Below are 22,842 nucleotides of genomic sequence, written 5' to 3'. Positions count from 1 at the left end.
GCCACAGGAGCGACGGCACGAATGAGATCCTTCCTTCGTGGAGATCCACCTGCTGCCCGGGACGGGCGTGCGGCTGCCGGTGTCGGCGTGCCAGCTTGTGTTCGGTGCGGCGGAAGGCGATGTGGTCACCGCGCTGATCAGCGCCGGCGACGTGCAGGACGCGTTCGTGTGTCGTGTTCGAGCAGAGACGCCAGTGTCAGCCAAGGCGCTTACTTTCGGCGGTGCGACGGTTACTTTCGGGTTCTCTGGGATGCCTGGCGTCCTTGAAACAGTGGGTGTGGGTCGCTCAGCAGGCTCAGCCGCAGCAGTCGCCGTGGCCTTCGATGACGTCGATCTTTTTGGGTGGCCGGCGGACGATGTTGTCACAGCACTGCGCGATGCCGGTCACAAGGTGCACCATCCCGGCAACGGGAACGTGTGGATCGACGACCAGCTCTGGTTGTTCTACCAGCCTGGGCCAGGTACTACGTCCGCCGGTCGTAAGCCTCGACGCGAACCGCCTCGCTACCTCAACTACGTTTGCCTCTATTCGCGTCGCCGGAGCTAGATCCGTCGTCGTGCCCGATGCGTGCCCGTTGCAGGGTCAACACCGGCGCAAGGGCATTGGTGCGCCCCGGTCTGAACGCTCCGTGCTCATTCACCAGCCAGCGCGGCTTGCTCACGCTGCGGACCAATCCGCTTGCCAAGGTGAGGGTGAGCGCTACCTACGATGATGCCCGTGCCTCACTGGTCTGAGACTGCGCGCGTCGCCGAGGAGCGGGGCGACTGGGACCGAGCAATCGCGGTGGTCGGTGCTGTTGGGGGTGCTACAGCACCGACCACGAGCGGCATAACGCACACCTATGGCACATGGATCTGCTTGCTCGCGCCGGCCGTCATGTCGAGCTGGCGGCTCTCGCCCAACGTGATGTGCATGCCCGCAGACGGTTGAACCGGCTGCTCTACGAGGAAGGCCGGTTGGTGGATCCGCGACAGCGAGCGCGGTCCGGAGATGGCGGAGCGCAGTACCTCCTCGGACGTCTAGCCGGAGATCGGGATGGTTCGGGTGCCGAATAGGTGGGTGGCTAGCTGGGTGACGACGGGCACGAGCAGCGGCGGACATCCATGAACTCTGGCGGATGGTTGTCGCAGCTAGACGCCCTCGGGGAGCAGGTCAGCAAGCCTTGTTGGTTGCCTGGGGGTCAAGGAGTCGGGGCACCTCAACCCGCGTCGCCGTCGCGGACAGCGCTCAGGCTGGATTGCCGCGAAGGAACGCTTGCGGCCGCTGCCTTCATGGCCGCTACCGCTTCCTCCGCCTGGTCATACGTTGCGCCCCATCCGGCGTACAGCTCTAAGAAGCGATCGCCCACCGCTCGCAGCTCCGGCATTCCGGAGTAGCACGCTTGCCAGTAAATCTGGTGAGCCAGGTCCTCGGGGTCGCCCCTTCCAGCAACGAGGTTCGCCGCTGCCTCACGCATGAGGTGTAGCCGGGCGCCGCTCATGGCCGGGACCGGACAGCCGAGCTCATCCATCGCCTGCCGGAACAGGTCGACGGCTTCCCGCGACTGGCCCTTCGAAAGACCGGCGAGCTCACGCAAGCTCGGAGAGTCGACGCCTCGGGTCAGAGCGTGAGCAGCGGCCATCGGTAGGTCATCGCCGACCGGCTCGTCCATCGCCAGCCGGATGGCAAGGTCGCGCAGCTGCTCCATGGCGGAGAGTTAGGCGGTGTGCGGATCGCCGGGCCAGGGTGTCAACGACGGATCGCAGCTTCGGGGACGGGGGCAAGGGCGGGCAGCCCTCGACGAAGGGTCTGGAGCGCAAGCGGGGCACAAGGCACCGTCAAACGTCGTCAACCAGTGCTGAACCATGGCAGCCCTTGACGCCGCATGAGCAGGCGTCGAGGGCCGATCCCGCTGGTCGTGAGCTAGCGGCCCTTAGTTCTGCTTCAAGTCACCTACGTCAGACCATCGTTTAGGCGTCTGTGCCGTGATCGGGTCGTCAGGTGGGGAGCGGTTAGGTTCTGACTTGTGAAGACGACGGGTTGGCTCCGGGCGTTGCTTGATAGGGCTACCAGGAACCGTTCCCGGGAGCCTGCTGACGCAGAGCCCTTCGCGCCGGAGTGCATGTCGCTGCTTGAGTTGGCCAGGTTGCTTACCCACCGGCATAGCGCCAGGGTCGCCAGCGCATTTGTCGAGGTGGTGACCTTCGCATCGGCCGACGAGATAGTGGGGATACTGAAGGTGATGCTAGAGGAGGACTGGATAGGGCTCCCGGTCTGGGCGCGGAATCTCGCGTTCCGGCTGGCCTGCCTCCAACGGCCGGAGGATGTCGAGCTGCTGCGTGTGGCGGCCAGTGATCTCCACGCCTTCGGCCCCGACTGGGACAACATCGCTGATGACCTGTACCACCGGGCAGAAAGATTGGCGGCGGACAGGACCGAACCTCTCCCTGACTCCTGTGCTGTGGACCCCCTCACCGACTCCAAAGGCCGAGGCTGCTGAAGGCCGAGCAGCCAAACGAGCAGCCAAGCCAGCGAGCGTCGGCGGATGATGGCGGACCAGGGCGCCAGGCGGGCGCGAGGACCAGGCGGTGGACCAGCGCCGGGCAGTCGACTCGTAATGCGCGGGTCACTCTCGAGGCGAGAGCCTCACGGGACGCCGAGGCGACAACGTCCTCACCCCTCGCCACCACACATGCCCACGACGCTTGACAACGCTGGTTGTCGAGCGGACGCTGGAGTCGGAGTCCATTGATGAGGGAGCCGATCATGCGCGAGCTGACGTCGGACGAGCGACAGGAACTACGGCGGGAACTGGGTGCTGTTGCCGATGACTGGGCGCAGCGGCTACACAACTTTGATGTGGATGCCCAGGGCAGCGCTGCCCAGGAGCCAAGCTCGGCGGAGAGGATGCGGACTCACCTTGCACGGATGGCGGCAGGTGAGCACATGCGGCGCCTTCTCGCGGACCTCGTGTCCGCCAATGCCGAGGAAGCGGTGCAGCACGGTGCCGGCTATCCCGAGCTTGGCGCAGCGGTAGGCGCCAGTCGGCAGGCCGCACGTAAACGATGGCCTGGCCTGTCGAAGAGGCGTGCCTCCGAGTGGAAGCAACCTCCCGGGGGCATCGGTTGGGCCGGCAGCCATCCGGGAGGCCCGGGACCGTTTTCGGGGACCTGAGGGACCCGGCTTGACATCCGTGGCTGACATCAACGGCGGCGGCAGAGGCCAGACGAGGAGGGCCGCTGTCGGCTCTGAGCCGAACCCGTTGGACCCGAGCGGACGTTGCGACCTTCGCATCAGTACTCAGCCGAGCAGCCAAGCGAGCAGCCGAACCGGCGAGCAGCAGTAAACGATCGCGGACTCGGACGCCAACCAACACGAAGGCCAAGGGTTCAAGCAGCAACTGGCGGCCGACTCGTAATGCGTGGGTCAGCTAACCTCGGGCCGCTCGTATCCGCCGCCGTAGATTTCAGCCCAGCAGTGCTCGCACCAGATGTAGCCGCATACTCCACGAGGTGCACCTTGTCGCTTAGTGGTAAAGCGCGAACGATAGCGAAGTCAATCGGCTTGGTCAGTTGGCAGTAGTAGCCGCCGGAGGCTGGCGGGTGTGTTCAAGCCGGCTTGACGCCGTGGTGCGGTGTGCACGTCTGGGCGGACGCCTGCCGCTGACCAACGTAGAGTGCGGCGGTGACCCCTGTCGTGGGCAATTTGTCGTCCGTCCTGGCCAGACCCATGCGCATCCCGGTGTGGGCGGCGGTGCTCCTGCTTGCCGTCGTCGCCGCGGCGGGGCGGTGATGTGGCAGACCGTCGGCGACCGTGGTCGGCCGGCGATTGTGCGGGGTGTGGTAACCGGGGTCAACGTGGACGGCACGGCAATCGGCTTCTCGGCCGACAACGGTCGCCGCGAGGGCGAGGGCATGGTGCTGCTGGGGGAGGTGCCATGGACGGACGCCTCCGGCGCCGACTATCAGGGCACCCGCCCGACCTGTCTGGCGACTGACTCGCACGGGCAGCGTGTGGAGCTCGGCATCATCGACCTACACGGGACTGGCAGCTGGCCGGCCAAAGCCGTGGTGTGGGTGCACTGCCTGAGCTGATTAGTGAGCCTGCCGCCGGCTAGCCGCGCCCGGCCACGCGGCCCCAACTCCCGTTCCACCAGGGACCAGGCGTCAGTCGTTGTCCGGAGGCAGCGAGAAGGCAGCAAGTGCATTTGGTCATCGCTTAAAGTAGCCGTGCTTCGAGACAGGGCGGGAGTGGGATGAGCCTCGATATCTCGGTGTGGATACCCGACGACGACGCCTACGCCGGTAGGGACGTTGTGGTGGATCCGCCGGGCACCAGCACCGCGGTAGGAACTGAAAGCTTTCGTTATAAGCTGTGGGGCTCCGCAGCCGCTCGGCGTCTCGGCGCGACGTTCCTGCCGCAACTTGCTGACATCACGGTTGAGAACCGTGGGAGTCTCCAGGTCCCGCCAGGTCAGCTTGACGCCTTCGAGCAGGAGTGCATATTCCTGGCAGAGAACGTCGAGCAACTATCCGCCGCGACTGGATACGACGCGGATCGCATCCTCCATTACCTGACTAACGTCCGGCGCGCTGTGGACCGCGCCAGGGCGGTACACGGCGGCATCATCATCTGGTAGCGGCATCAGAGACGGCCAGCCGGGCTCGGCGAACGAATGACCAAACGGCGGGCCATCGATCGAGTGAGAGTCGGCTTGACATCAGCGGTTGACATCAACGGTGGCGGTACGCGCTCGCACGGGCTTGCCGTGATCAAGGCGTGATCCGGGCCGCCACCGGCAGGTGGTCGCTGCCGGTAGCCGGCAGCACCCAGGAGCTCTCCGCCTTCACCCCTCTGACCAGGATCTGGTCGATCCGCACCACCGGGAACTTTGCCGGCCAGGTGAAGCCGAAGCCATCCCCGGCCGCGTCCTGGGCCGAACTCAGCTGCGAGGTGATGCTGGCGAACGCCCGGTCGTCCATGCTGCCGTTCAGGTCGCCGAGCAGCACCACCCGCTCGTTCTGCTCGGCGGCGATGGCCTCGCCGAGCGCCTGCGCGTTTCTGTCCCGGTGGGTCGTCCAGAAGCCCGCCCTGGGATTCACCCGTGCGGAACCCAGGTGGGCCACATACACCGCCAGCGGACCCTGGTCCGTGGTCACCGTGGTGCGCAACGCCCGGGTGTAGGCCATCTTGACGTCCGCCGGCTTGGTGGCCGCCAGCGGCCCGTAGTCCATCTTGGTGTCGACCGGCTGGGAGTCCGACAGCGGCAGCTTGCTCCACAGCCCGACCGTGCCCTGCACCGTGTGGTAGGGATACGCCTTCGCCAGCTCGTTCTCATACGTGCCCCGGGCCTGCTCGGTCACCTCCACCAGGGCCAGCACGTCCGCCCCGGAGGCGGCCAGGTCGCGGGCGGTGCCGGCTGGGTCGGGATTGGCGGCGCGGACGTTGTGCTCGGCGACGGTGAGGTCGCTGCCCGGGCGGGACTTGTCCCCGAGCAGCCCGCCGAAGAGGTTCAGCCACACTATGACCGGCAGCAGCAGCGCGGCCACCGCGGAGGCGGAGCGGCGCCACAGCGCCCCGATCAGCAGTACGGGGATGAACAGACCGAACCACGGCAGGAAAGTCTCCACCAAGCTGCCGAGGTTCCCGATCCGGTTCGGGATCTTGGCGTGCAGCAGCATGAGCAGCCCGAGCAGCAGCGCCAGCGCCGCGAGCACTCGGCCGCGCTTCCAGGGGCCCGGCCGAGAAGCTGCGCGTATCGCCCGGCGGATGCGCGTGCGCCAGGTCCCGGCGCCGGTATCCCGCTGGCCAGCGCCGCCCCCTTCGGTTCCCGCCGTCTCCACCTGCGTCATCGTCTGTCCTCGCTCACCGCGCTGCATCCTCGGGCTGGATGGGTTCGACATACATTTTCGGACAGCAGCTGTCGTCGATCGCTTCCGGGCGCAATTCGTAGCGCCCGGCCTCGTCGCGCCAGATCTGGCACAGCCCGTACTCGCCGCCGTGCTTGGCCAGCCAGAGCATGTACGCGGCCCCGACGGGGTCGGCCGGCGGAACGGCTGATGGCAGCAACGCCGCCGGACGCCAGCACACGGACGAGCGCTGGCACGAACGAAGCTCCGAGCATGCAGCCGTTGTGCCTCCTTTCCGCTGCGGGCGTGACTGCGGCTTGATGTTCCGATTCAACTCACCGACCTCGGACTGTTCCTCAACGTCAACGCCGGACCAACGATGACGGCCATCCCGATTAGCCAACCGGAGGCCGGGTACCCGGGGCCGTTCGCGACACGTGTGCGAGGAGGTCGAGGGTCGAGATGTCGGCGCAAGGCATGGCCAAGGACGTGATGGCGCGCGCGATCACTGACGCGTTGGACTGTTCGAGGATCTGTGACGAGACGTTGACCTACTGCCTGCATCAAGGTGGCCGGCACGTTGAGACCGAGCACATCAAGCTGATGGTGGACTGCGCGGAGATCTGTCGTACGGTGGCGGCGTTCATGGGGCGGGGGTCGCGGTTCAATGCGGAGATATCGCGTATCTGTGCCCAGATCTGCCAGGCGTGCGCTGTCGACTGCGCGCAGTTCGGCGCAGATGAACAGATGATGCGGTGCGCCGAGCAGTGCCGCCGGTGCGCCGACTCGTGCACCCAGATGGCCGCCGTCGCCGTCTGAGTCGTTCCGCAAGTTTGACCGGAAACCGGCAGCCGAAGGCGCCCTATCGGAATGACCGAGCGCAGCGGTGCCGGAAAGGCCGACGGTGGAGGCAGCAAAGAGGCAGCCAACTCTCCGCCCGGCCGGCTGCCGTGGCGTTTCTGTCGGGGGCGCTGCCTAGGGTGAAGAGGTGATCGAGCAACGCCAGGTGATGAACTTCCGCGTTCAGGCGCAGCAGCTTGACCGAGCCGAGGGCGCGCTCGGAGACACCGCAGTGCTCGACATCGGGGTTCAGGAGACCGGCCCGGATGGCGGCAGGTGGGCGCTGGCCATCCGCGGGGTCGATGTGGCGGCGTTGCCCGTGGAGGATCTGATCCTGCTGTGGACTGTGCGAGGCGCTCCCCACCTCTACCGCCGCGCCGACGTGGGGAAGGTCGCTGCCGCGGTCGAGCCGTTCTCCGACGCTGACGCGGGCAAGCGCATCTACGACGCCGCCAGGCCGTTGAAGGCGGCCGGCATCGGCAACCTGGCTGCCCTCGACGAGGTGGCCGCTCAGATGCGAGCCGTCGTCACCAAGCCGATGGTCAAGGGGGACGTCTCCGGGCGCTTGGCCGAGGCGATGCCCGAGCCCTATCTGCGGTTCTGCCGACCATGCGACGCCACCCATCTCTACGAGATGCCGTTCCGGTTGGCCGCCGTGCGGGCCGGGCTGGAGCTGCAGTTCGACACGTCGCCGCCGGTCGTGCAGCCCATTGCGAAGTTCAAGAAGGCCGCCGCCTCAGGCGACAGATTCGACCTCATCCGCGAGTACCTTCGTCTGCTCGGCCCGGCTACCCCCAAACAGGTGGCCGACTATCTCGATGCCCCGGTCAAGGACGTGAAGGCGCGCTGGCCCGAAGACGTGATCGAGGTGATGGTCGGCGGCGTGGCGTGCTCGCTCCTGGCCGCCGACGAAGCGGCGCTGGAATCGGCCGACGCTCCGGCAACCCGCCTGCTCGGCCCGTTCGACCTTTTCCTTCAGGCCAAAGACCGAGCAACCCTGGTGCCGAGCAGGGCTCACGCCAAGGAGTTGTGGCCCGTGCTGGGTCGCCCCGGTGCCGTCCTGGTCGACGGGGAGTTGGTCGGCACCTGGCGTCCCCGCAAGTCCGGCAAGACGTTGAAGGTCGCCGTTCAGCCGTGGCAGAAGCTGTCCGCGACCACGCGCAAGAACATCGTCGAACAAGCTGAACGCCTCGCCGCGTACCGCACCGTTTCCCTCGCCGGCGTCGAATTCGCCACCTAGCGATGATCAGGCCCGTCACGGTGCGGCAGCCATCCGGAGTCAGGGACGGCCGCCGGAGCGAGGGTACCGGCGTCAAGCCGGGTCGTGTCATCCTGGCCGAGTGCGAGTCGCCTCAATTCACACGTACCCGGTGAAGGGGTGCCGCCGCATGGACCGCGAGACGGCGCGGGTCGAGCCGTGGGGCCTGGACGGCGACCGGCGCTGGCTGATTGTGGACGAACACGGGGTCGGCCTGACCCAGCGCCAGCACCGGGAACTGGTGACGATGCGGGCGGCGCCCCGGCCGGGCGGTCTGACCCTGGAGGCGCCGGGGCTGGCCCCGCTCGATCTGGCCGAACCGACCGGCGGTGAGGCGATCAAGGTCCGGGTGTTCCCGGGGCGGCCGCCCGCACCGGTACGCGCCGCCGGCCCCGAGGCGGACGACTGGCTCAACCGGCTGTTGGGGCGCACCGCTCGGCTGGTCTGGCTCGGTGACCCCACCGGCAACCTCGTTCCCTGGCCGGTTCCGGCCGGCTCCGGCGCCGAGCTGAGCTTCGCCGACGGCAGTCCGCTGCTGCTGGCCAACGCCGCGTCGCTGGACGCGTTCAACGACTGGCTGCTGGAGTCGGGCAGCACCGAGGGGCCGCTGCCGATGAGCCGGTTCCGCCCCAACGTGGTGGTCAGTGGTGCCGCGCCGTGGGCCGAGGGCACGTGGGTCGGCCGGCGCATCAGGATCGGCGGGGCCGTGTTCCACGGCGTCAGCGAGTGTGGTCGCTGTCTGGTCGCGACGATCGACCAGGAGACCGGGGAGCGGGGGCGGGAGCCGCTCCGGATGCTCGCCGCACGGCGAAACGTCGGCCAGAAGCTCCTCTTCGGTCTCCAGATGACTGTGCGGGCCGAACCCGGTGGGTCTTCGCCCGAAGGTCGTACGGTCAGTGTCGGTGACACCGTCGAGGTGCTGGACTGACCGGGACGATCGATGCCGACGGAAGGCGCTTGATGACCGCCTCGACGCGCCGGGTGGCCGTCTTCGACCTCGACGACACCCTGGTACGCGGAGACTCGTTCGCCCAGTTCACCCGCCATCTGCTGTTCCGCCAGCGGTGGCGCGCGGCGGTGTCGCTCGTACTCGCTCCGCTCCTCGTACCGATGCTCTTCCTGTCGCCCACCCGACGGGTGGCCATCACCGGCTTCCTCTGGCTGGCGTCGGCTGGTCTCTCCGAGGCGCAGTTCACCGCCATGGCCGAACAGTTCGCCGCAACCCACGCCCAGAAGCGCATCGCGGTCGCGCTCGACCGGCTCCAGCGGCACCTCGCCACCGGTGACCGCGTCATCATCGTCACCGCATGCGCCGACCCGCTCGCCGCCGCCATTTGCGCCGAGTTAGGCCTGGGCGAGGTGGAGGTCATCGCTGCCCGACTCCGTGCCGGGCGCACCGGAATGTGGCCCGCCCTCGGGTGCCGGGGGGCGCAGAAGGTGCAGCGGCTCCGCGACGCCGGCGTCACGCTGCCCGTCGACTACGCCTACACCGACAGCCTCTCCGACCTGCCCCTCCTGCGGGCCGCCACCCACCGATACCTCATTGAGCCCTCCGCCCAGGACCTGACTCGCCTCCAGGCAGCCTTTCGCGGCGCAGTCACCGTCCTCCAGACGACAGCGGAGGTTCGTCGGCTCGGCGAGGGAGGAAGCAGAACGCCCGGTTAGGAGATCCCTCCGTCGCTGTGCAGCAGCTGACCGTTGATCCAGCCTCCGTCGGATGAGCAGAGGAAGGCGACGAGGTTCGCGCAGTCCTGTGGGCGGCCGAGGCGCCCCAGCGGCGTGGACTCCAGGACCGCGGCTTTGATCTCCGCGGTCATCCAACCGGTGTCAGTTGGACCCGGGTCGATGGCGTTGGCGGTCACGCCGAGGTGGGCCAGTTCTCGGGCGGCCGCCAGGGTGATCCGATCGAGCGCGCCTTTGCTGGCGCCGTAGGGCAGGTTGCCGACAGTGGCGTCACTGGTCAGGCTGACGATGCGTCCGGTGCCGTGCGCCCCTTGGAACCGTTGGGCGTACTCGCGGATCAGGAGCCAACTCGCGCGGGCGTTGACTGCGAAGTGACGGTCGAAGCTCTCGATGCTGGTGTCGAGCAGCCCCGAGTTCACGCTCTCGCAGTGCGCGAGGACCAGTGCGGTGACCGGCCCGAGCTCGCGCGCCACAGCCTCGAAAGTGCCAGCCGCGGCGTCAGGATCATTGAGATCCGCCTCGATTGCCACGGTGCTTGCCCCGTGCCTGGCGGCTCCACCGCTGAGGTGCGTCACGGCATCGGGATCCGCTCCCCAGGGCATCCTCTCGTCGTAGGGGGTCCAGTAGGTGAATGCGACATCCCAGCCGGTCTCAGCCAGCTTCAGCACCACTGACGCGGCGATGCCGGCGCTGCGACCGGCACCGGTCACCAAGGCGACGGGTCGAGCCAGTTGATCCCTGCCATCCATGAGCGCCATCCGCAGTCGCACCCCCTCGACGCACCATCCTTGCGGGCCAGCCGAAGACCGTCACCGCAATTACCTCGCCGACAGCGAGCTGGAAGGCGTCATCGTCCGTCGGCCGCGCTGGTCATCGTGCAACGCCCGAATTGCCGGGAGGAGTGGGGATCAGCCGATCAGCGGGCGGCTGACGAGGGTGTCGGTGCGGCCGCTCAGCTCCCGGTCCAGGGTCTCCTGCGCGTCGCGCATCGCCTCGGCGTACGCCGGTTCGGCGAGCCGCCGCATGCCCACCTCGGGTGCGACGTCCTCGACCACCATGCTGATCCACCAGATGTTGCCGAACGGGTCGCGTACCCGGCCGCCCCGCTGACCGAAGGCGTGGGTGGCCGGCGCGGTGACCACGCGGGCTCCGGCGGCGACCGCGCGCTCGGTCGCCGCGTCGGCGTCGGCGACGAAGACCCGCAGCAGCGACGGCATGGCCGGCCAGTCCGGCTGCTGGTCGAAGGCGAGTAGGATGGTGTCGCCGACGCGGATCTCGGCGTGGCCGATGGTCCCGTCCTCCAGGCGTACCCGCGCGAGCTCGACCCCCTCGAACACCGCGGTGATGAAGTCCAGCAACTGCCCGGTGTCCGGCGTGACGATCCACGGCGCGACGGTCGTGTATCCGGCGGGTGCGGTGCTGCTCATGGCAAATCTCCCTCGTCGTAGCGAACTGCGCCCACGGTAGATCTCGTATAGGTCAATTCCCGTCCTAGTCGAGCGGCACAATGGCAGCCATGTCCAACGCGCGTGCCCGACTGCTGTCCCTGCTGTCGCTGCTGCAGACCCCTCGGCTGTGGTCGGGAAGCGAGCTGGCGCAGCGGCTCGAGGTGTCCGGCCGGACCGTGCGGCGCGACATCGACCGGCTGCGGGAGCTGGGCTATCCGGTGCACGCGGAGCAGGGCGGACTGGGCGGCTACCGGTTGACGGCCGGCGCGGCGATGCCGCCGCTGCTGCTCGAGGACGACGAGGCGGTCGCCGTGGCCATCGGGCTGCGCACGGCGGCGGCGCAACCGGTGGCCGGGGTGGACGAGGCGGCGGTGCGCGCGATGGGCAAGCTGCTTCAGGTTCTGCCGGCCCGACTACGCCGCAGGGTCGACACCCTGGCCTCCTCCACGGTGGCCCACCCGTTCTCGCTGGCTGCGGAGGCGGTGGACCCCGACAGCCTGGTCGTCACCGCCGCGGCGATCGCCAACCACGAGCGGCTGCGGTTCCAGTACCGCGACGAAGGCCGGCACGTCGAGCCGCGGGCCCTGGTGACGGCCGGGCGGCGCTGGTACCTGCTCGCTTTCGACCTCGACCGGGACGACTGGCGGACCTTCCGACTGGACCGGGTTGGGAAGGTCGCCGCGACCGGTGCCCGCGCGGCCACGAGGGACGTACCCGGTGGGGACGTCGCCGCCTTCGTCGCCAGCCGGACCATGCAGATGGCCCCGACGTACCCGGCCGACGTCGTGATCCACGCACCAGCCGCCCACGTGGTGGACCGCCTCGGCGGGCCGCCGCCGGGCACCCTGACCGACCAGCCGGACGGTACCTGCCGGTGGCTCGCGCCGCCCGACACCCTCGAATGGCATGCGCTCCGGCTCGCGTCGATCGGGTTGCCGTTCAACGTCAGCGGCCCGGCGGAACTGGCCGCCCACCTCAGGTCAACAGCAGCGCTGTTCCAGGCGGCCACGGCGGGACCGAGTCAGCCCGGGATGACCGCTTGATCGGTGCGCGCCCTTGCCGCAGCGGGTGTCCGAGCGATGTCGTATGCCCGTGGTGGAGTGCTCGCCATGGGCGTGCTGTTTGACTACTTCCGGGCTGAGGATGACGCCGCGGCTGTCAGCCTGATGGAGAATCTCGATGGCGGGCCGGTCGTCGCCAGTGGCGACGGCGCGGCTGTCGATGCGATCGACCTCAAGGGCATCGAGCCCACAGTGACCCTCGGCAAGCTCGTGAGTTTCGTCCGAGGTGTCGACTGGGAGGTCAACCTGGTTGATCTCAAGCTGCTGTGGAGCCGCGACGAGCACGAAGGACCCTGGCTGATGTCCCTCGACGGCGCGACGCGGGACACGCTCGCCTCGATCGACGACGCGCGAGTGCTGGAGTTGTCGGCACGGTGGGGACGGATCGACGAGCTGGCGTGGGGAGGCCCGTTGCCCGACGACCAGATGCTGCCTGTCATCGAGGAGATTGCCGCCCTTGCGCGGCGCGCACGAGACGCCGGTGAGAACCTGTATTGCTGGTGCTGTCTGTGACTCGCCAGTGGTCGCTCGTCCGGCGCCGTGGCGGTTACGCTCCGCGGCCGGAGGGGCGACAGCGCTGGTGTTCTGCGGGCCTGACCAGGCCTGGACCGCCCGACACACGCTGTACCGACTGAGGCGCCCGGACAGTGGCGTCGGTCAGTCGCCGGGCAGGACGTACCACCAGCCGTCAGCGAGGTGCTGTCCGCCGGTCAGCCGAGCGGGTTCGCCGAAGAGGTCGATGACCAGGTCCGGACGCGGTGTGGCCTCGAGGTAGACGTATCCGCCGGCGTCGTCCGGGATACCGACCCATTGGGGCAGCAATACGGCCGGTTTCCCGTCCTGGCCGCCGACGACCGCCGCGCGGCCGCTGGTGGACAGGTCCCGAAGCTGCAGTGGGAGCAGTTCGCCGTAATAGTCGCGGGACGTGCCGATCTGCCCCTGCCGGACACCGTCGGCCACGGCGTTGAACGCCCAGCGGTGGGTGGCCCAGTACGACGCTGGGTGGAACGGGCCCCAGTTCGTGAACCACCCGCAGGCCACCAGGAGGAATGCCGCGGTGGCGAGCGCCGCAGGACGTCCGGCTCGGGCGCGGTAGGCCAGGCGCACGGTCAGCGCGATGGCGATGAACCACACCGCGAGCTCGAACGGGGGAATCACGAACAGCAGGAGGGAGGCGTTCTGCAGGCTGGTCAGTTCGATCCAGGCGACCCCCAGCCAGGCCGCCAACACGGCCGCCCACCCGTACTGCCACACCGAATGCTTCGCTACGGCGGCAACCGTCCCCGCGTCCGACACGACAACATCATGCCCGGAGACCTGGCCCAGCGATACGAGGCAATGGGGCGGGCTGGCGGTCACCTTCTACCGGGAGACAGATCGCCTACCGGTTGCCGACGAGGAGGCCCGTCCACACCGAGATCCCCGCATTCCATCGACAACGATTGACGACCGGCTGGCTCTGGAACCTGACTGAGACGCAGCAGGAACGGTACGTCTTCGCCCGCAACATCGGCCAGCTCCGTTAGCGGCGGGTTTCGACGAGACGCCGCATGAAGGTGCCCCGCCCCGGACCTTGGCCGGGGCGGGGCGGGGCGGGGCGCCGGTTCTAACCCAGTGCGGTGACCGCCTCGTGCAGCGCGTTCAGGAGTGCCCGGGACCGCCGATCGGGGTACTCGGCGCGGGCCTCATTCATGGCGTACGAAAAGGCGACCTGCTTGCCGGGCCAGGCGCCGTGCCGGGAGCCGCCCGCTCCGACGTGCCCGAACGCGTCCGGCGCCGGTCCGAAGACCTGGGCGTCGGTGGCGAGCTCGAACCCGGCCCCGTACGCCATCTGGCTGCCCGAGAGCGCGGACAGCCCCCGACGGCGCTCCCGCCGGCCGAGTTCCACCGTGGCGGCTTCGAGCACGCGTACGCCGTCCAGGGAACCACCGGCCGCGAGGCTGGCGTAGAACCGCGCCATCGACCGGGCGGTGGTGAACGCGCCGACGGCGGCCAGCCCGGCCTGGCGGAACTCCGGGCTGTTCCAGAAGGCGGGTGTTCCGGGAACGACGAGCGGATTGTGGGTGAGCACGACGAGCGGGTCGGTGGAGGGCGGCTCCGCGGTGAGCAGGAATCCGGGCGCGGCCAGCATGGTGGATGCGCGGTCATGGTGCTCGTCCGGCAGACCGATCCAGGTGTCGAGCTCAAGAGGGCGGGCGAACTCGTCGGTGAAGAACTCGCCGACCGACCGCCCGTCCACCCGCCGGACGAGTTCGTCGACGAGCCAGCCCCAGGTGAGCGCGTGGTAGATGAAGGCCGCCCGGGGATCCGTCTCGGGCGCCTGGTCGGCGAGCAGCTTCGCCATCGTCTCGTGGTCGAGCAGGTCGTCGAGGCCGATTCGCTCGCGGACGCCGGGCAGCCGCGCCTGGTGCGACAGGATGTCGCCCACGGTGATGCCGGCCTTGCCGGCCGCGGCGAACTCGGGCCAGTACCTGGCGGCGGGCGCGTCGAGATCCAGCACGCCGCGCTCTACGAGCAGGAGCGCGCAGGCCGCCGCGAGGCCCTTCGTGCCGGAGAAGACTAGTTGCACCGTGTCCGCGCGCCAACGGCGTCCGGTCTCCGGATCGGCCTGGCCGCCCCACAGATCCACCACGCGTTCACCCTGGTGGTACGCGGAGAAGGCGGCCCCGACCTCGCCGAGGTCGGTGAAGTTTCGTTCGAACGCTTCCGCGACCGGTTCGAAGCCGGGTGCGGTGAATCCTTCGATCACCGGGTTGTCCTTTCTGTGGGCGCGGCGGCCGCCAGCAGCGCCAGCGCGGCGTGTTTGGCGTACTCGGCCGCGGCGGCGCCGGTCTCGTGGTGGTCGGCGACGACGGTGGCGCCTTCGATGAGGATGAGCAGCTGCCGGGCCAGCCCCGACGGGTCGGCGGCCCCGGCCTGTTGCGCGATGCGGGTCAGCAGGTCGAGATAGCGGTCGAGATGCCGGACGGCCACCGCGCGTGCCGGGTCACCGTGGTGTTGCGTGGCGGCGTTGACGATCGCGCAACCGCGGAAGCCGGGCTCGGCGTACCAGTTCCCGAGGGCGTCGAAGACCGCCGCGAGCTGCGCCGCCGGGTCCGGCCCGGCCGCCTCGGCCGCGTCGGCCAGCCATCGGGCGACCCGCTCGCTGCGGGCGGCGAGGACGGCGTCGACCAGCCCGTCCTTGGAGCCGAAGTGACGGTAGAGCGTCTCCTTCGACGCCCCGACCGCGGCGCACAGTTCGGCGACCCCGATCCCGTCGAGTCCGCGTTCGTAGAGCAGTCGCGTGGCGGAGGCGAGGATCGCCTCCCGCGTACGGGCGGGGTCGAGTGAAGTTCCCTTGGCCACTGGCACAGTCGAGATGGTACCGGTCGGTTCGACCTTCCGCTAGCGTCATCGTGACGACCGGTACCATCTCTCCCGGGGAGCCGCATGAATCCCGCCACCCCTCCGCCGACACCGTGGCGTCAGATCGGGCTCGCCCTCGGCCCCGCCGCCGTGCTCGGCCTGGGCCGCTTCGCATACGGGCTGTTCGTTCCCGCGATGTCCGAGGACCTCCGCTGGACGCTGGCCGAGGCGGGCCGGCTGACCACGGCCAACGGCGTGGGCTACCTGCTCGGTGCGGTGCTCGCCGCCGCCGTCATCCGCCGCATCGGCCTGACCGCGACCTTTCGCGCCGGCATGATCCTGACCGCGATGTCCCTCGCCGCCACGGGTCTCGGGCTGCTGTTGGCAGCCCGGGCGGCAGCGGGCTTCGGCGGGGCGCTGACCTTCGTCGCCGGCGCGGCGCTCGCGACCCGGCTGGCGACGCTCACCGGCAGGCTGACTCCGGTCGCGGTCTACTTCGGTGGGGCGGGTGGCGGCATCGCGATCACCGGCGGGGCCGTCCCGATCCTGCTGAACGCTCACGCCGACCGGTGGGCCGCGGGGTGGTGGCTCCTGGCTGCGGCCGCTGCCCTGGCCACCGTCGGCAGTTGGCGGGCAGCCGCTCTCGCCCCGGCCCCGGTCGCCGACGCCGACCGGGGCGAGCGACGGCTGTCGCGGCACTGGCGCATCGCCGCGTCCTACCTGCTGTTCGGAGCCGGATACATCGGATACCTGACGTTCCTGTCGGCGTACCTGGCCGACCGGCAGGCGCCGCTACCACTGGTCTGCGTCACCTGGATCCTCATCGGGGTGAGCGCGATGGCCGCACCCGTCCTCTGGAACCGCCCGATCGCGGCCTGGCCCGGCAACCGCGCGCTGCGGCTCATGCTGCTCGGCATCGCCACCGCGGCCGCACTGGCCTGGCTGGTTCCCACACCGGCCGGGATGATCGCATCGGCGCTGCTGTTCGGGCTGGCGTTCATGATGGTTCCGGCCGCGGTCACCACGTACATCGGTCGCACGGTGCCGCCCCACGCGCTCAGCGCGACGCTGGGAGTGTTCACCGTGCTGTTCGCGATCGGGCAGTCGGCCGGACCCTGGGTCTCCGGCGTGCTCGCCGACCGCACCGGCGCCGGCACGACGCTGACCGTCGCCGCGCTCCTGTGCGCGCTCGCGGCGGCGCTGGTCAGCGGCCGGTCTCTCGCTCGTGAGAAGTGCGACGGGGCGCCGGTCACGTCAGCGGCCGGCGGAGCCGCGCCCGTAAGCGGCCGTTCAGCTCTCCTGCGCCGTGGCCGATGCGCCGGGCCCGGGCGCTAGAACCACCACCGCGGTCTCGGACGGCCGCAGCGCCGCGAAGGCGTCGAGGTCCTTGTCGATCTCGCGCCAGCGGGCCCACAGCCGTGACCGCTCGTCGCCTGTCGCCACGTGCGCACGCACCAGCCGCCGCCCGTCGACCAGGTCGACGGTCGCGTCCGGATGCGCCTGCAGGTTGAGCCACCAGGCGGGCTCACCCTCACCCCACCCGTTCATCGCCAGCGTGAACAGGTTCGGCCCGTCCTCGAGGTACGCGACGATGACGCTGCGCTGCTGGCCGCTGCGGCGCCCGGTGGTGGTCAGCCGTAGGGTGCCCCAGCGGTCGGCGCGTGGCCGCCACAGCCCGACGCGGCCGCGAAAGACCCGGTACAAACCCCGGTGCACGTGCCAGGCGAGACGGATGAACCAGCGCGGCGGAAGCCACGGTGTCTTCTCCCGGTCTTCGACAGACATGACGACCTCCCACGGCTCGCTGGCGATGGTACGAACACGACGCTAGCCGCATCGTCAGGCGGACCAGCAGAGCCAAATGGCCAGTCGATGCACCGGCCGCGCGCTGGCGCAGCCGGTCGAGCACGAACCAGGTCACCGCGAGAGTCAGACCGTGCCGGCCAGGTACTCCCTACGTCGCTGCGGTTCGAACTTCTCGATCGCGTACCGCAGCATGACCCGCGGCATGGCCCGGTGGTGTCGGGTCAGGAACTCCTCCGCCGCCGCTCTGTCGCGGTTGCCGACCTCGCGCAGCATCCAGCCGACCGCCTTGTGGACGAGGTCGTGCGGGTCGTGCAGGAGCCGTTCGCCGAGCCGGAAGGTCCACCGAAAGTCGCCGGCTCGGATGAAGGCGAAGGTTGCCATGATGGCGATCCGGCGATCCCACAGCAGGCTGGACCCGGCCAACCGATCCAGCACGCTCCGGTCCTTGTCCATCAGCCAGGGGCCGACGATGTACGGCGCGGACGAGTCCACCAGGTCCCAGTTGTTGATGTGGCCGGTGTTGGCCAGGACCATGGCGAAGATCCTGCCCCGTTCCTCCTCGTCGCCCTTGGCGAACTTCCGCACCAGGATGAACAGCGACGTCAGCCGCTCCTCGTGCACGCCGCTGGTCAGCAGCTTCGCCGTTTCGGCGAGGGAGAGGTCGCGCCAGTAGCGGCCGGCCACCCTGCGCTGCTCCGGCACGGAGACGCCGATGGCCCGGTCGCCTTCGCCGTACCCGCCCGGAACCATCTGCAGGAATCGGCTCACGCTCTCCGCCCGGCGCGGGTCGGCGAGGCCGGCGAGTTCCCTGCGGACGTCCGCGGTCGTGACCATGGCTGTGCAACCTACCGCGAACGCCGGTGCCTGCTGTGCAGCGCGCCGACGCCGAGCGCGGTCACGCCCGACCGCTCCCGTCGCGCCGCGGCTTCGCGATCTCGCCCCGGATCGGCAGCCAGTAGAAGGGGATGAAGGCGGCGATCACCGCCACGCCGAGGGCGGGAAGCAGGGCGCCCAGCAGGGTTCCGACGGCGATCCAGACAAGGGCGAGCCGGAAGCGGCGGCCGATGGCTCGTACGCCGGCGGCGTCGATGGTGGTCACGAGCAGCCGGTGGTTGCGGCGTGCGTGCGCCCAGATGGCGTTGAACAGGATGGCGGCGAATCCGAACGCGATGCCGTGGAAGACGACCGCGGTGCGCTGCCCGTGCCCCTCACGGAACGCCTCGGCCAGCACGGAGGCGGCGAACGGCAGGAACGCGATGTCCATCAGCAGCACCGTGTTCAGGAACAGCATGGCCCGGTCGACGGTGCGGATCTGGTCGAACATGACGTGATGGTTGGCCCACACCTGCCCGATCAGCATGAAGGTGACCACGTACGCCAGGTAGGACGGCCACAGTGTGGCGAGGCCGTGGAACAGCTGCTCGGTGTCCCGCGGCGGGCGGATCTCCAGGACGAGCAGCGTGACGGCGATGGCGATGACCGCGTCGCTGAACGCGACGACCCGCGACGGATCGCGTTCCATGCCGAACGGCGCTGACCTTCCGGGCCCGCGAACAGGTTCTGTCACCGTCCAAGCGTCAAGCACCGGACGCCGCCTCGCGGGGAGCCGGGCGGCGTGTCATCCCGCCGGCTGGAGGCCGTCGCTGTGTCGATGCCCGGACCGGCGGTGGCGGGACCACAGCACGCGTCCGCTGGGAATCCGCGACAACCAGGAAGCAAGAAAAAGGGGGAGTACCTACTCCCCGCCACTCTCAACATATAGCGGACCGGGGGGCTTGCGGCAAGACCCGGGTCGTGCCGCACAATCGTCGGCCGAGGCCAGGACCTGCGGAAACGGGGGATCCGCCAAGTCGATGCCCGCCGCGGCCCCCCAGGTTCGTCATGCCGGTTCGAACGCCCTGCCGCGCAGTCGTTGCATGCGGCCCCAGATCGGAGCTGATCACGTGAACCCGCTGACCACCAGCGCGTTTGACCTCCCCGACAACCTCTCCGCCAAGGCCGACCCGAGGTTGATCGCCGCCGACGAGCAGCACTTCGCGGCCATCGCGGAGAGCCTCGAACGGTCGATCGTCGACCTGTCCGGCCGCCTCGACGCCGCGCGCAAGGCGCCCGGCGGGATGGGCCGGCGGGCGATGGACCGGGACGAGGAGATCCACCGGCTGACCGCTCGTCTGCGCGCCCTGCGGCGCTTCGGCCTGGACCTGTGCCTCGGACGGATGGTCGGCGCGGACGACACCGAGCCCGTGTACGTCGGACGATTCGGCCTCACGGACGGCGCCGGGCGTCGGCTCTTGCTCGACTGGCGCTCTCCCGCGGCTGCGCCGTTCTTCGGGGCGACCCACGCCAATCCGATGGGCCTGGCAAGCCGCCGCAGGTATCGCTGGACCCGCGGCCGGATCAGCGACTACTGGGACGAGGTGTTCACCTCGGACGGGTGGGAAGGGCACGCCGCGCTCGACGACCAGTCCGCCTTCATCGCCAGCCTGGGCGGCACCCGGTCGGCCCGGATGCGGGACGTGCTCGGCACCATCCAGGCCGACCAGGACGCCATCATCCGCGCGGGATCGAGCGGCGCGCTCGTCGTCGACGGCGGTCCGGGCACCGGGAAGACCGTCGTCGCTCTGCACCGCACCGCCTACCTCCTCTACGCCGACCCTCGCCTCGGTCACCGCCGGGGCGGTGTCCTGTTCGTCGGCCCGCACCAGCCCTACCTGGCCTACGTCGCCGACGTCCTGCCCAGCCTCGGCGAGGAGGACGTGCAGACCTGCACCCTGCGGGACCTCGTCCCCGAGGGCGCCGCGGCGACCGTCGAGACCGACCCGGACGTGGCCCGGCTGAAGTCCTCCGCGGACCTGGTGAAGGCGATCGAGGCGGCCGTCCGGTTCTACGAGGAGCCGCCGGCCAAGGGGATGACGGTCACGACCGGCGAGTCCGACATCCGGCTGAGCGCCGACGACTGGGCCGAGGCGTTCGAGGCGCCGGGGCCCGGCACCCCGCACAACGAGGCGCGGGACGAGATCTGGGAGGAACTGCTCACGATCCTGATGGGGAAGTACGTCGGCGACGAGCCGGATGACCTGGTCCGCAGGTCGCTGGCGCGGAACCGGGACCTGCTCACCGCCTTCAACCGCGCCTGGCCGCTGCTCGATCCGGCCGATCTCGTCGGAGACCTGTGGTCGGTGCCGGCCTACCTGCGGAAGTGCGCTCCCTGGCTCAGCCCGGAGGAGGTGCGGAAGCTGCAGCGCGCCGACGCGCGGGCCTGGACGGTGTCCGACCTGCCTCTCCTCGACGCGGCACGGCAGCGGCTCGGCGACGCGGAGGCGTCACGACGCCGGCTTCGGCGCGACGCCGCCGTCGCCGTCCAGCGCGAGCACCTGGCCAGGGTCGTCGACGACCTGATCGCGTCCGACGCGTACGACGACGGCGAAGGCCTGATGACCATGCTGCGCCAACAGGACCTGCGGGACGCCCTGGTGGACGAGACCGGACTGTCCGGCGCCGCTCGGGACCCGCTGGCCGGCCCGTTCGCGCACATCGTCGTGGACGAGGCTCAGGAACTGACCGACGCGGAGTGGCAGATGTTGCTGCTGCGGTGCCCGTCCCGGAGCTTCACCATCGTCGGGGACCGCGCCCAGGCCCGGCACGGGTTCCCGGAGTCGTGGCGGGAACGGCTCGAGCGGATCGGGCTCGGGCGGGTCGACCTGGCCACCCTGAGCATCAACTACCGGACTCCGCAGGAGGTCATGACGGAAGCCGAGCCGATCATCCGGGCCGTGCTCCCGGACGCCAACGTGCCCACCTCCATCCGCGGCAGCGGCGTCCCCGTCGTACACGGATCTGCCGCGGACCTGGACCCGATCCTCGATTCCTGGCTCGCCGCGCACGCCGAGGGGATCGCCTGCGTCATCGGCGCTCCCACGTTCCGGTCGACGCCCCGCGTCCGGTCGCTGACCCCGGAGCTGTCGAAGGGGCTCGAGTTCGACCTGGTCGTCCTCGTCGACCCCGAGACGTTCGGCACGGGCGTCGAAGGAGCGGTCGACCGATATGTCGCGATGACCCGGGCGACCCAGCAGCTCGTCATCCTCACCAGCCCCTGACGTCGGCCGAGCAACGGGAACATCGACCGGCGCCCTCCGACTACCCCCGCTCGCCGGTAGCGGTGCCGCCCTCGTCCGGCCCGGTGAGCCAGGTGCGGATGCCGGCGAGCGCGGTGGGGCCGTAGTCGTCGTCGACACCGCCGGCGAGGTCCGCGATGGATGTCGCCTGGAGGGCGGCGCGCCAGGCGGCGTCGGCGCCGGCCATGGCGCGGGCGATCGGGCACGGCCGGGTGCAGGCCTCCTGCGCCGCCGCCAGGGGGCCGCGCTGGCGGATCTCGGTGCACACGAACGTGGGCTGAGCGCCGTCGACCGCTTCGACGACGTCGAGGATGGTGATCAGCTCGGGCGCCCTGGTCAGGACGTATCCGCCCGCATTGCCCTGAACGGAGGTCACGAGGCCCGCGCGGGAGAGCGCCTGGAGCTGTTTGGCCAGGTAGCTCCCGGAGACGTCATGCAGTTCCGCCAGCCGGGCAGCCGGCACGGGCTCCGTCGCCGTGGTCAGCACCACGCAGCAGTGCAGTGCCCACTCGACCCCACCGGACAGCTTCACGCGACCCCCCCACTTGACTCGGACAAAGACTATCCGATTACTGTCTCGGACAGGAGTTATCCGAGTTCGGGGCCAGCGTCCTCGACGAAGCCGGCGTGCCCTGCGGCACGCCGTGGAAGGGTGAGAGCCATGAAGCTCACAGTCATCGGCGGTACCGGCCTGATCGGCTCGCAGGTGGTGCAGAAGCTGAAGGCAGCCGGGCACGAGGCCGTCCCCGCAGCGCCGTCGACCGGTGTCGACCTGCTCACGGGAGAGGGCCTGGACCGGGCGCTGGAGGGGGCCGAGGTCGTCGTCAACGTCGCGAACTCGCCGACCTTCGACGCGGCCTCGATCGACTTCTTCCGTACCACCATGACCAACCTGCTGGCCGCCGGGGAGCGTGCCGGCGTCCGGCACCAGGTGGTCCTCTCGATTGTCGGTGTCGACAAGGTGCCGCAGCTCGACTACTACCGCGCCAAGACCCTGCAGGAAGACCTGCTCCGGCAGGGGCCGACGCCGTACTCGATCGTGCGGGCCACCCAGTTCTTCGAATTCATGAACGCGGCCCTGGCCATGACCTCCGACGACAGCACGGTTCGCCTGCCCGCCACCCGGATTCAGCCGATGGCCGCCGCGGACGTCGTCGACGCGGTCGTCGACGTCGCCACCGGGACGCCGCTGCAGGGCATCCGCAACGTCGCCGGCCCGGACGTCTTCGCCCTCGACGACCTCGGCCGGATGACCCTCGCCGCGCAGCAGGACAAGCGGAGCGTGGTCACCGACGACAAGGCCGGCATGTTCGCGGCCGCCGCCGGCGACGTGCTCATCGGGGGCCCGGACGCGCACCTCGCGCCCACGCACTACCGGGACTGGCTCCAGTCCGCCCGCTGACCCGGATGGGTCGTACTAGATGACCCCAGGGTGGCCGGCCGCGGAGTTCCCGCGG

26 protein-coding genes are annotated in these 22,842 nt (G+C 69.8%); 14 read left to right on the top strand and 12 right to left on the bottom strand.

The window, feature by feature from the left end:
* Positions 1-37: 37 nt before the first annotated feature.
* On the top strand, positions 38-547 hold the full coding sequence (locus AB0F68_RS06160) for a hypothetical protein (RefSeq protein ID WP_357333270.1): 510 nt from the start codon (positions 38-40) through the stop codon (positions 545-547).
* Positions 548-1,199: 652 nt separating this feature from the next.
* Here AB0F68_RS06160 and AB0F68_RS06155 read toward each other — a convergent pair.
* A complete protein-coding gene (locus tag AB0F68_RS06155; RefSeq protein WP_357333269.1) occupies positions 1,200-1,688 on the bottom strand; it encodes a hypothetical protein in 489 nt (162 codons plus the stop codon).
* A gap of 318 nt (positions 1,689-2,006) precedes the next feature.
* Here AB0F68_RS06155 and AB0F68_RS06150 point away from each other — a divergent pair, with 318 nt between their 5' ends.
* The 4 genes from AB0F68_RS06150 to AB0F68_RS06135 all read left to right on the top strand — a co-directional run bounded on the left by AB0F68_RS06150 (position 2,007) and on the right by AB0F68_RS06135 (position 4,619).
* The gene (locus tag AB0F68_RS06150; RefSeq protein WP_357333268.1) at positions 2,007-2,480 is read left to right on the top strand and encodes a hypothetical protein; all 474 of its coding nucleotides are present in this window, start codon (positions 2,007-2,009) and stop codon (positions 2,478-2,480) included.
* Between the two features lie 266 nt (positions 2,481-2,746).
* The gene (locus tag AB0F68_RS06145) at positions 2,747-3,154 is read left to right on the top strand and encodes a hypothetical protein (RefSeq protein WP_357333267.1); all 408 of its coding nucleotides are present in this window, start codon (positions 2,747-2,749) and stop codon (positions 3,152-3,154) included.
* Positions 3,155-3,771: 617 nt separating this feature from the next.
* A complete protein-coding gene (locus tag AB0F68_RS06140; RefSeq protein WP_357333266.1) occupies positions 3,772-4,074 on the top strand; it encodes a hypothetical protein in 303 nt (100 codons plus the stop codon).
* Between the two features lie 161 nt (positions 4,075-4,235).
* Entirely contained in the window at positions 4,236-4,619 is a 384-nt protein-coding gene (locus AB0F68_RS06135; protein WP_357333265.1) for a hypothetical protein, read from the top strand.
* Positions 4,620-4,752: 133 nt separating this feature from the next.
* Here the strand turns inward: AB0F68_RS06135 and AB0F68_RS06130 are convergent, their stop codons facing one another.
* Together AB0F68_RS06130 and AB0F68_RS06125 are read right to left on the bottom strand one after the other, a co-directional pair.
* A complete protein-coding gene (locus tag AB0F68_RS06130) occupies positions 4,753-5,697 on the bottom strand; it encodes an endonuclease/exonuclease/phosphatase family protein (protein WP_357333264.1) in 945 nt (314 codons plus the stop codon).
* A 148-nt stretch (positions 5,698-5,845) separates the two neighbouring features.
* Complete coding sequence (locus AB0F68_RS06125; protein WP_357333263.1) at positions 5,846-6,001, bottom strand: hypothetical protein; 156 nt, start codon at positions 5,999-6,001, stop codon at positions 5,846-5,848.
* A gap of 305 nt (positions 6,002-6,306) precedes the next feature.
* Between AB0F68_RS06125 and AB0F68_RS06120 the strand changes: the two genes are divergently transcribed.
* The 4 genes from AB0F68_RS06120 (at position 6,307) to AB0F68_RS06105 (ending at position 9,592) form a co-directional block, all read left to right on the top strand.
* Positions 6,307-6,648 (top strand): four-helix bundle copper-binding protein, encoded by a 342-nt coding sequence (locus tag AB0F68_RS06120; protein ID WP_357333262.1) that lies wholly within the window; start codon positions 6,307-6,309, stop codon positions 6,646-6,648.
* Between the two features lie 169 nt (positions 6,649-6,817).
* A complete protein-coding gene (locus tag AB0F68_RS06115; RefSeq protein WP_357333261.1) occupies positions 6,818-7,909 on the top strand; it encodes a winged helix DNA-binding domain-containing protein in 1,092 nt (363 codons plus the stop codon).
* A gap of 100 nt (positions 7,910-8,009) precedes the next feature.
* Positions 8,010-8,855, top strand: coding sequence for an MOSC N-terminal beta barrel domain-containing protein (locus AB0F68_RS06110; RefSeq protein WP_357333260.1), 846 nt, complete (start codon positions 8,010-8,012; stop codon positions 8,853-8,855).
* Between the two features lie 32 nt (positions 8,856-8,887).
* Positions 8,888-9,592, top strand: a complete 705-nt coding sequence (locus AB0F68_RS06105) for an HAD-IB family phosphatase (protein WP_357333259.1) — start codon at positions 8,888-8,890, stop codon at positions 9,590-9,592.
* Here AB0F68_RS06105 and AB0F68_RS06100 read toward each other — a convergent pair.
* Positions 9,589-10,368 carry an SDR family oxidoreductase gene (locus tag AB0F68_RS06100; protein ID WP_357333258.1) on the bottom strand — a complete coding sequence of 260 codons (780 nt, stop codon included), beginning with the start codon at positions 10,366-10,368 and terminating at the stop codon, positions 9,589-9,591. The two genes, AB0F68_RS06105 and AB0F68_RS06100, sit on opposite strands and share 4 nt — an antisense overlap.
* A 150-nt stretch (positions 10,369-10,518) precedes the next feature.
* On the bottom strand, positions 10,519-11,037 hold the full coding sequence (locus AB0F68_RS06095; protein ID WP_357333257.1) for a VOC family protein: 519 nt from the start codon (positions 11,035-11,037) through the stop codon (positions 10,519-10,521).
* A gap of 89 nt (positions 11,038-11,126) precedes the next feature.
* Between AB0F68_RS06095 and AB0F68_RS06090 the strand changes: the two genes are divergently transcribed.
* Positions 11,127-12,101: a YafY family protein gene (locus tag AB0F68_RS06090; RefSeq protein WP_357333256.1), complete on the top strand. Its 975-nt coding sequence runs from the start codon at positions 11,127-11,129 to the stop codon at positions 12,099-12,101.
* A 66-nt stretch (positions 12,102-12,167) separates the two neighbouring features.
* Positions 12,168-12,632, top strand: coding sequence for a hypothetical protein (locus AB0F68_RS06085; protein ID WP_357333255.1), 465 nt, complete (start codon positions 12,168-12,170; stop codon positions 12,630-12,632).
* A gap of 144 nt (positions 12,633-12,776) precedes the next feature.
* Here AB0F68_RS06085 and AB0F68_RS06080 read toward each other — a convergent pair whose 3' ends face one another.
* The 3 genes from AB0F68_RS06080 to AB0F68_RS06070 form a co-directional block, all read right to left on the bottom strand.
* A complete protein-coding gene (locus AB0F68_RS06080; protein WP_357333254.1) occupies positions 12,777-13,478 on the bottom strand; it encodes a hypothetical protein in 702 nt (233 codons plus the stop codon).
* A gap of 247 nt (positions 13,479-13,725) precedes the next feature.
* Positions 13,726-14,868 carry a serine hydrolase domain-containing protein gene (locus tag AB0F68_RS06075; RefSeq protein ID WP_357333253.1) on the bottom strand — a complete coding sequence of 381 codons (1,143 nt, stop codon included), beginning with the start codon at positions 14,866-14,868 and terminating at the stop codon, positions 13,726-13,728.
* Positions 14,865-15,470 carry a TetR/AcrR family transcriptional regulator gene (locus AB0F68_RS06070; RefSeq protein ID WP_357333252.1) on the bottom strand — a complete coding sequence of 202 codons (606 nt, stop codon included), beginning with the start codon at positions 15,468-15,470 and terminating at the stop codon, positions 14,865-14,867. The genes AB0F68_RS06075 and AB0F68_RS06070 overlap by 4 nt, the downstream gene beginning before the upstream one ends.
* 78 nt (positions 15,471-15,548) lie before the next feature.
* Here AB0F68_RS06070 and AB0F68_RS06065 point away from each other — a divergent pair, with 78 nt between their 5' ends.
* Positions 15,549-16,799: a YbfB/YjiJ family MFS transporter gene (locus tag AB0F68_RS06065; RefSeq protein ID WP_357333251.1), complete on the top strand. Its 1,251-nt coding sequence runs from the start codon at positions 15,549-15,551 to the stop codon at positions 16,797-16,799.
* Here AB0F68_RS06065 and AB0F68_RS06060 read toward each other — a convergent pair.
* The 3 genes from AB0F68_RS06060 to AB0F68_RS06050 all read right to left on the bottom strand — a co-directional run bounded on the left by AB0F68_RS06060 (position 16,755) and on the right by AB0F68_RS06050 (position 18,792).
* Positions 16,755-17,249, bottom strand: a complete 495-nt coding sequence (locus AB0F68_RS06060; RefSeq protein WP_357333250.1) for a nitroreductase family deazaflavin-dependent oxidoreductase — start codon at positions 17,247-17,249, stop codon at positions 16,755-16,757. The two genes, AB0F68_RS06065 and AB0F68_RS06060, sit on opposite strands and share 45 nt — an antisense overlap.
* Before the next feature lie 144 nt (positions 17,250-17,393).
* Positions 17,394-18,104 (bottom strand): DNA alkylation repair protein, encoded by a 711-nt coding sequence (locus AB0F68_RS06055; protein WP_357333249.1) that lies wholly within the window; start codon positions 18,102-18,104, stop codon positions 17,394-17,396.
* Between the two features lie 61 nt (positions 18,105-18,165).
* Positions 18,166-18,792, bottom strand: coding sequence for a TMEM175 family protein (locus tag AB0F68_RS06050; RefSeq protein ID WP_357333248.1), 627 nt, complete (start codon positions 18,790-18,792; stop codon positions 18,166-18,168).
* A gap of 394 nt (positions 18,793-19,186) precedes the next feature.
* Here AB0F68_RS06050 and helR point away from each other — a divergent pair, with 394 nt between their 5' ends.
* Complete coding sequence (helR, locus tag AB0F68_RS06045; protein WP_357333247.1) at positions 19,187-21,367, top strand: RNA polymerase recycling motor ATPase HelR; 2,181 nt, start codon at positions 19,187-19,189, stop codon at positions 21,365-21,367.
* Between the two features lie 40 nt (positions 21,368-21,407).
* Here helR and AB0F68_RS06040 read toward each other — a convergent pair whose 3' ends face one another.
* Entirely contained in the window at positions 21,408-21,917 is a 510-nt protein-coding gene (locus tag AB0F68_RS06040) for an Rrf2 family transcriptional regulator (protein WP_357333246.1), read from the bottom strand.
* Positions 21,918-22,046: 129 nt separating this feature from the next.
* Between AB0F68_RS06040 and AB0F68_RS06035 the strand changes: the two genes are divergently transcribed.
* A complete protein-coding gene (locus AB0F68_RS06035; RefSeq protein WP_357333245.1) occupies positions 22,047-22,787 on the top strand; it encodes an NAD(P)H-binding protein in 741 nt (246 codons plus the stop codon).
* Positions 22,788-22,842 lie beyond the last annotated feature (55 nt).

The organism is Micromonospora sp. NPDC023966 (assembly GCF_040639095.1).
Lineage (GTDB): Bacteria > Actinomycetota > Actinomycetes > Mycobacteriales > Micromonosporaceae > Micromonospora.
The sequence above is the reverse complement of the archived record's forward strand: the minus strand, read 5'-3'. Positions and strand labels throughout refer to the sequence as shown.

Excerpts from the sequence above, each read along its gene's own strand:
- AB0F68_RS06155 (WP_357333269.1), bottom strand. The coding sequence starts at position 1,688 with ATGGAGCAGCTGCGCGACCTTGCCATCCGGCTGGCGATGGACGAGCCG.
- AB0F68_RS06145 (WP_357333267.1), top strand. The coding sequence starts at position 2,747 with ATGCGCGAGCTGACGTCGGACGAGCGACAGGAACTACGGCGGGAACTG.
- AB0F68_RS06140 (WP_357333266.1), top strand. The coding sequence starts at position 3,772 with ATGTGGCAGACCGTCGGCGACCGTGGTCGGCCGGCGATTGTGCGGGGT.
- AB0F68_RS06135 (WP_357333265.1), top strand. The coding sequence starts at position 4,236 with ATGAGCCTCGATATCTCGGTGTGGATACCCGACGACGACGCCTACGCC.
- AB0F68_RS06125 (WP_357333263.1), bottom strand. The coding sequence starts at position 6,001 with ATGCTCTGGCTGGCCAAGCACGGCGGCGAGTACGGGCTGTGCCAGATC.
- AB0F68_RS06120 (WP_357333262.1), top strand. The coding sequence starts at position 6,307 with ATGGCCAAGGACGTGATGGCGCGCGCGATCACTGACGCGTTGGACTGT.
- AB0F68_RS06105 (WP_357333259.1), top strand. The coding sequence starts at position 8,888 with ATGACCGCCTCGACGCGCCGGGTGGCCGTCTTCGACCTCGACGACACC.
- AB0F68_RS06100 (WP_357333258.1), bottom strand. The coding sequence starts at position 10,368 with ATGGCGCTCATGGATGGCAGGGATCAACTGGCTCGACCCGTCGCCTTG.
- AB0F68_RS06095 (WP_357333257.1), bottom strand. The coding sequence starts at position 11,037 with ATGAGCAGCACCGCACCCGCCGGATACACGACCGTCGCGCCGTGGATC.
- AB0F68_RS06090 (WP_357333256.1), top strand. The coding sequence starts at position 11,127 with ATGTCCAACGCGCGTGCCCGACTGCTGTCCCTGCTGTCGCTGCTGCAG.
- AB0F68_RS06085 (WP_357333255.1), top strand. The coding sequence starts at position 12,168 with ATGGGCGTGCTGTTTGACTACTTCCGGGCTGAGGATGACGCCGCGGCT.
- AB0F68_RS06065 (WP_357333251.1), top strand. The coding sequence starts at position 15,549 with ATGAATCCCGCCACCCCTCCGCCGACACCGTGGCGTCAGATCGGGCTC.
- AB0F68_RS06060 (WP_357333250.1), bottom strand. The coding sequence starts at position 17,249 with ATGTCTGTCGAAGACCGGGAGAAGACACCGTGGCTTCCGCCGCGCTGG.
- AB0F68_RS06055 (WP_357333249.1), bottom strand. The coding sequence starts at position 18,104 with ATGGTCACGACCGCGGACGTCCGCAGGGAACTCGCCGGCCTCGCCGAC.
- AB0F68_RS06050 (WP_357333248.1), bottom strand. The coding sequence starts at position 18,792 with ATGGAACGCGATCCGTCGCGGGTCGTCGCGTTCAGCGACGCGGTCATC.
- helR (WP_357333247.1), top strand. The coding sequence starts at position 19,187 with ATGCGGCCCCAGATCGGAGCTGATCACGTGAACCCGCTGACCACCAGC.
- AB0F68_RS06035 (WP_357333245.1), top strand. The coding sequence starts at position 22,047 with ATGAAGCTCACAGTCATCGGCGGTACCGGCCTGATCGGCTCGCAGGTG.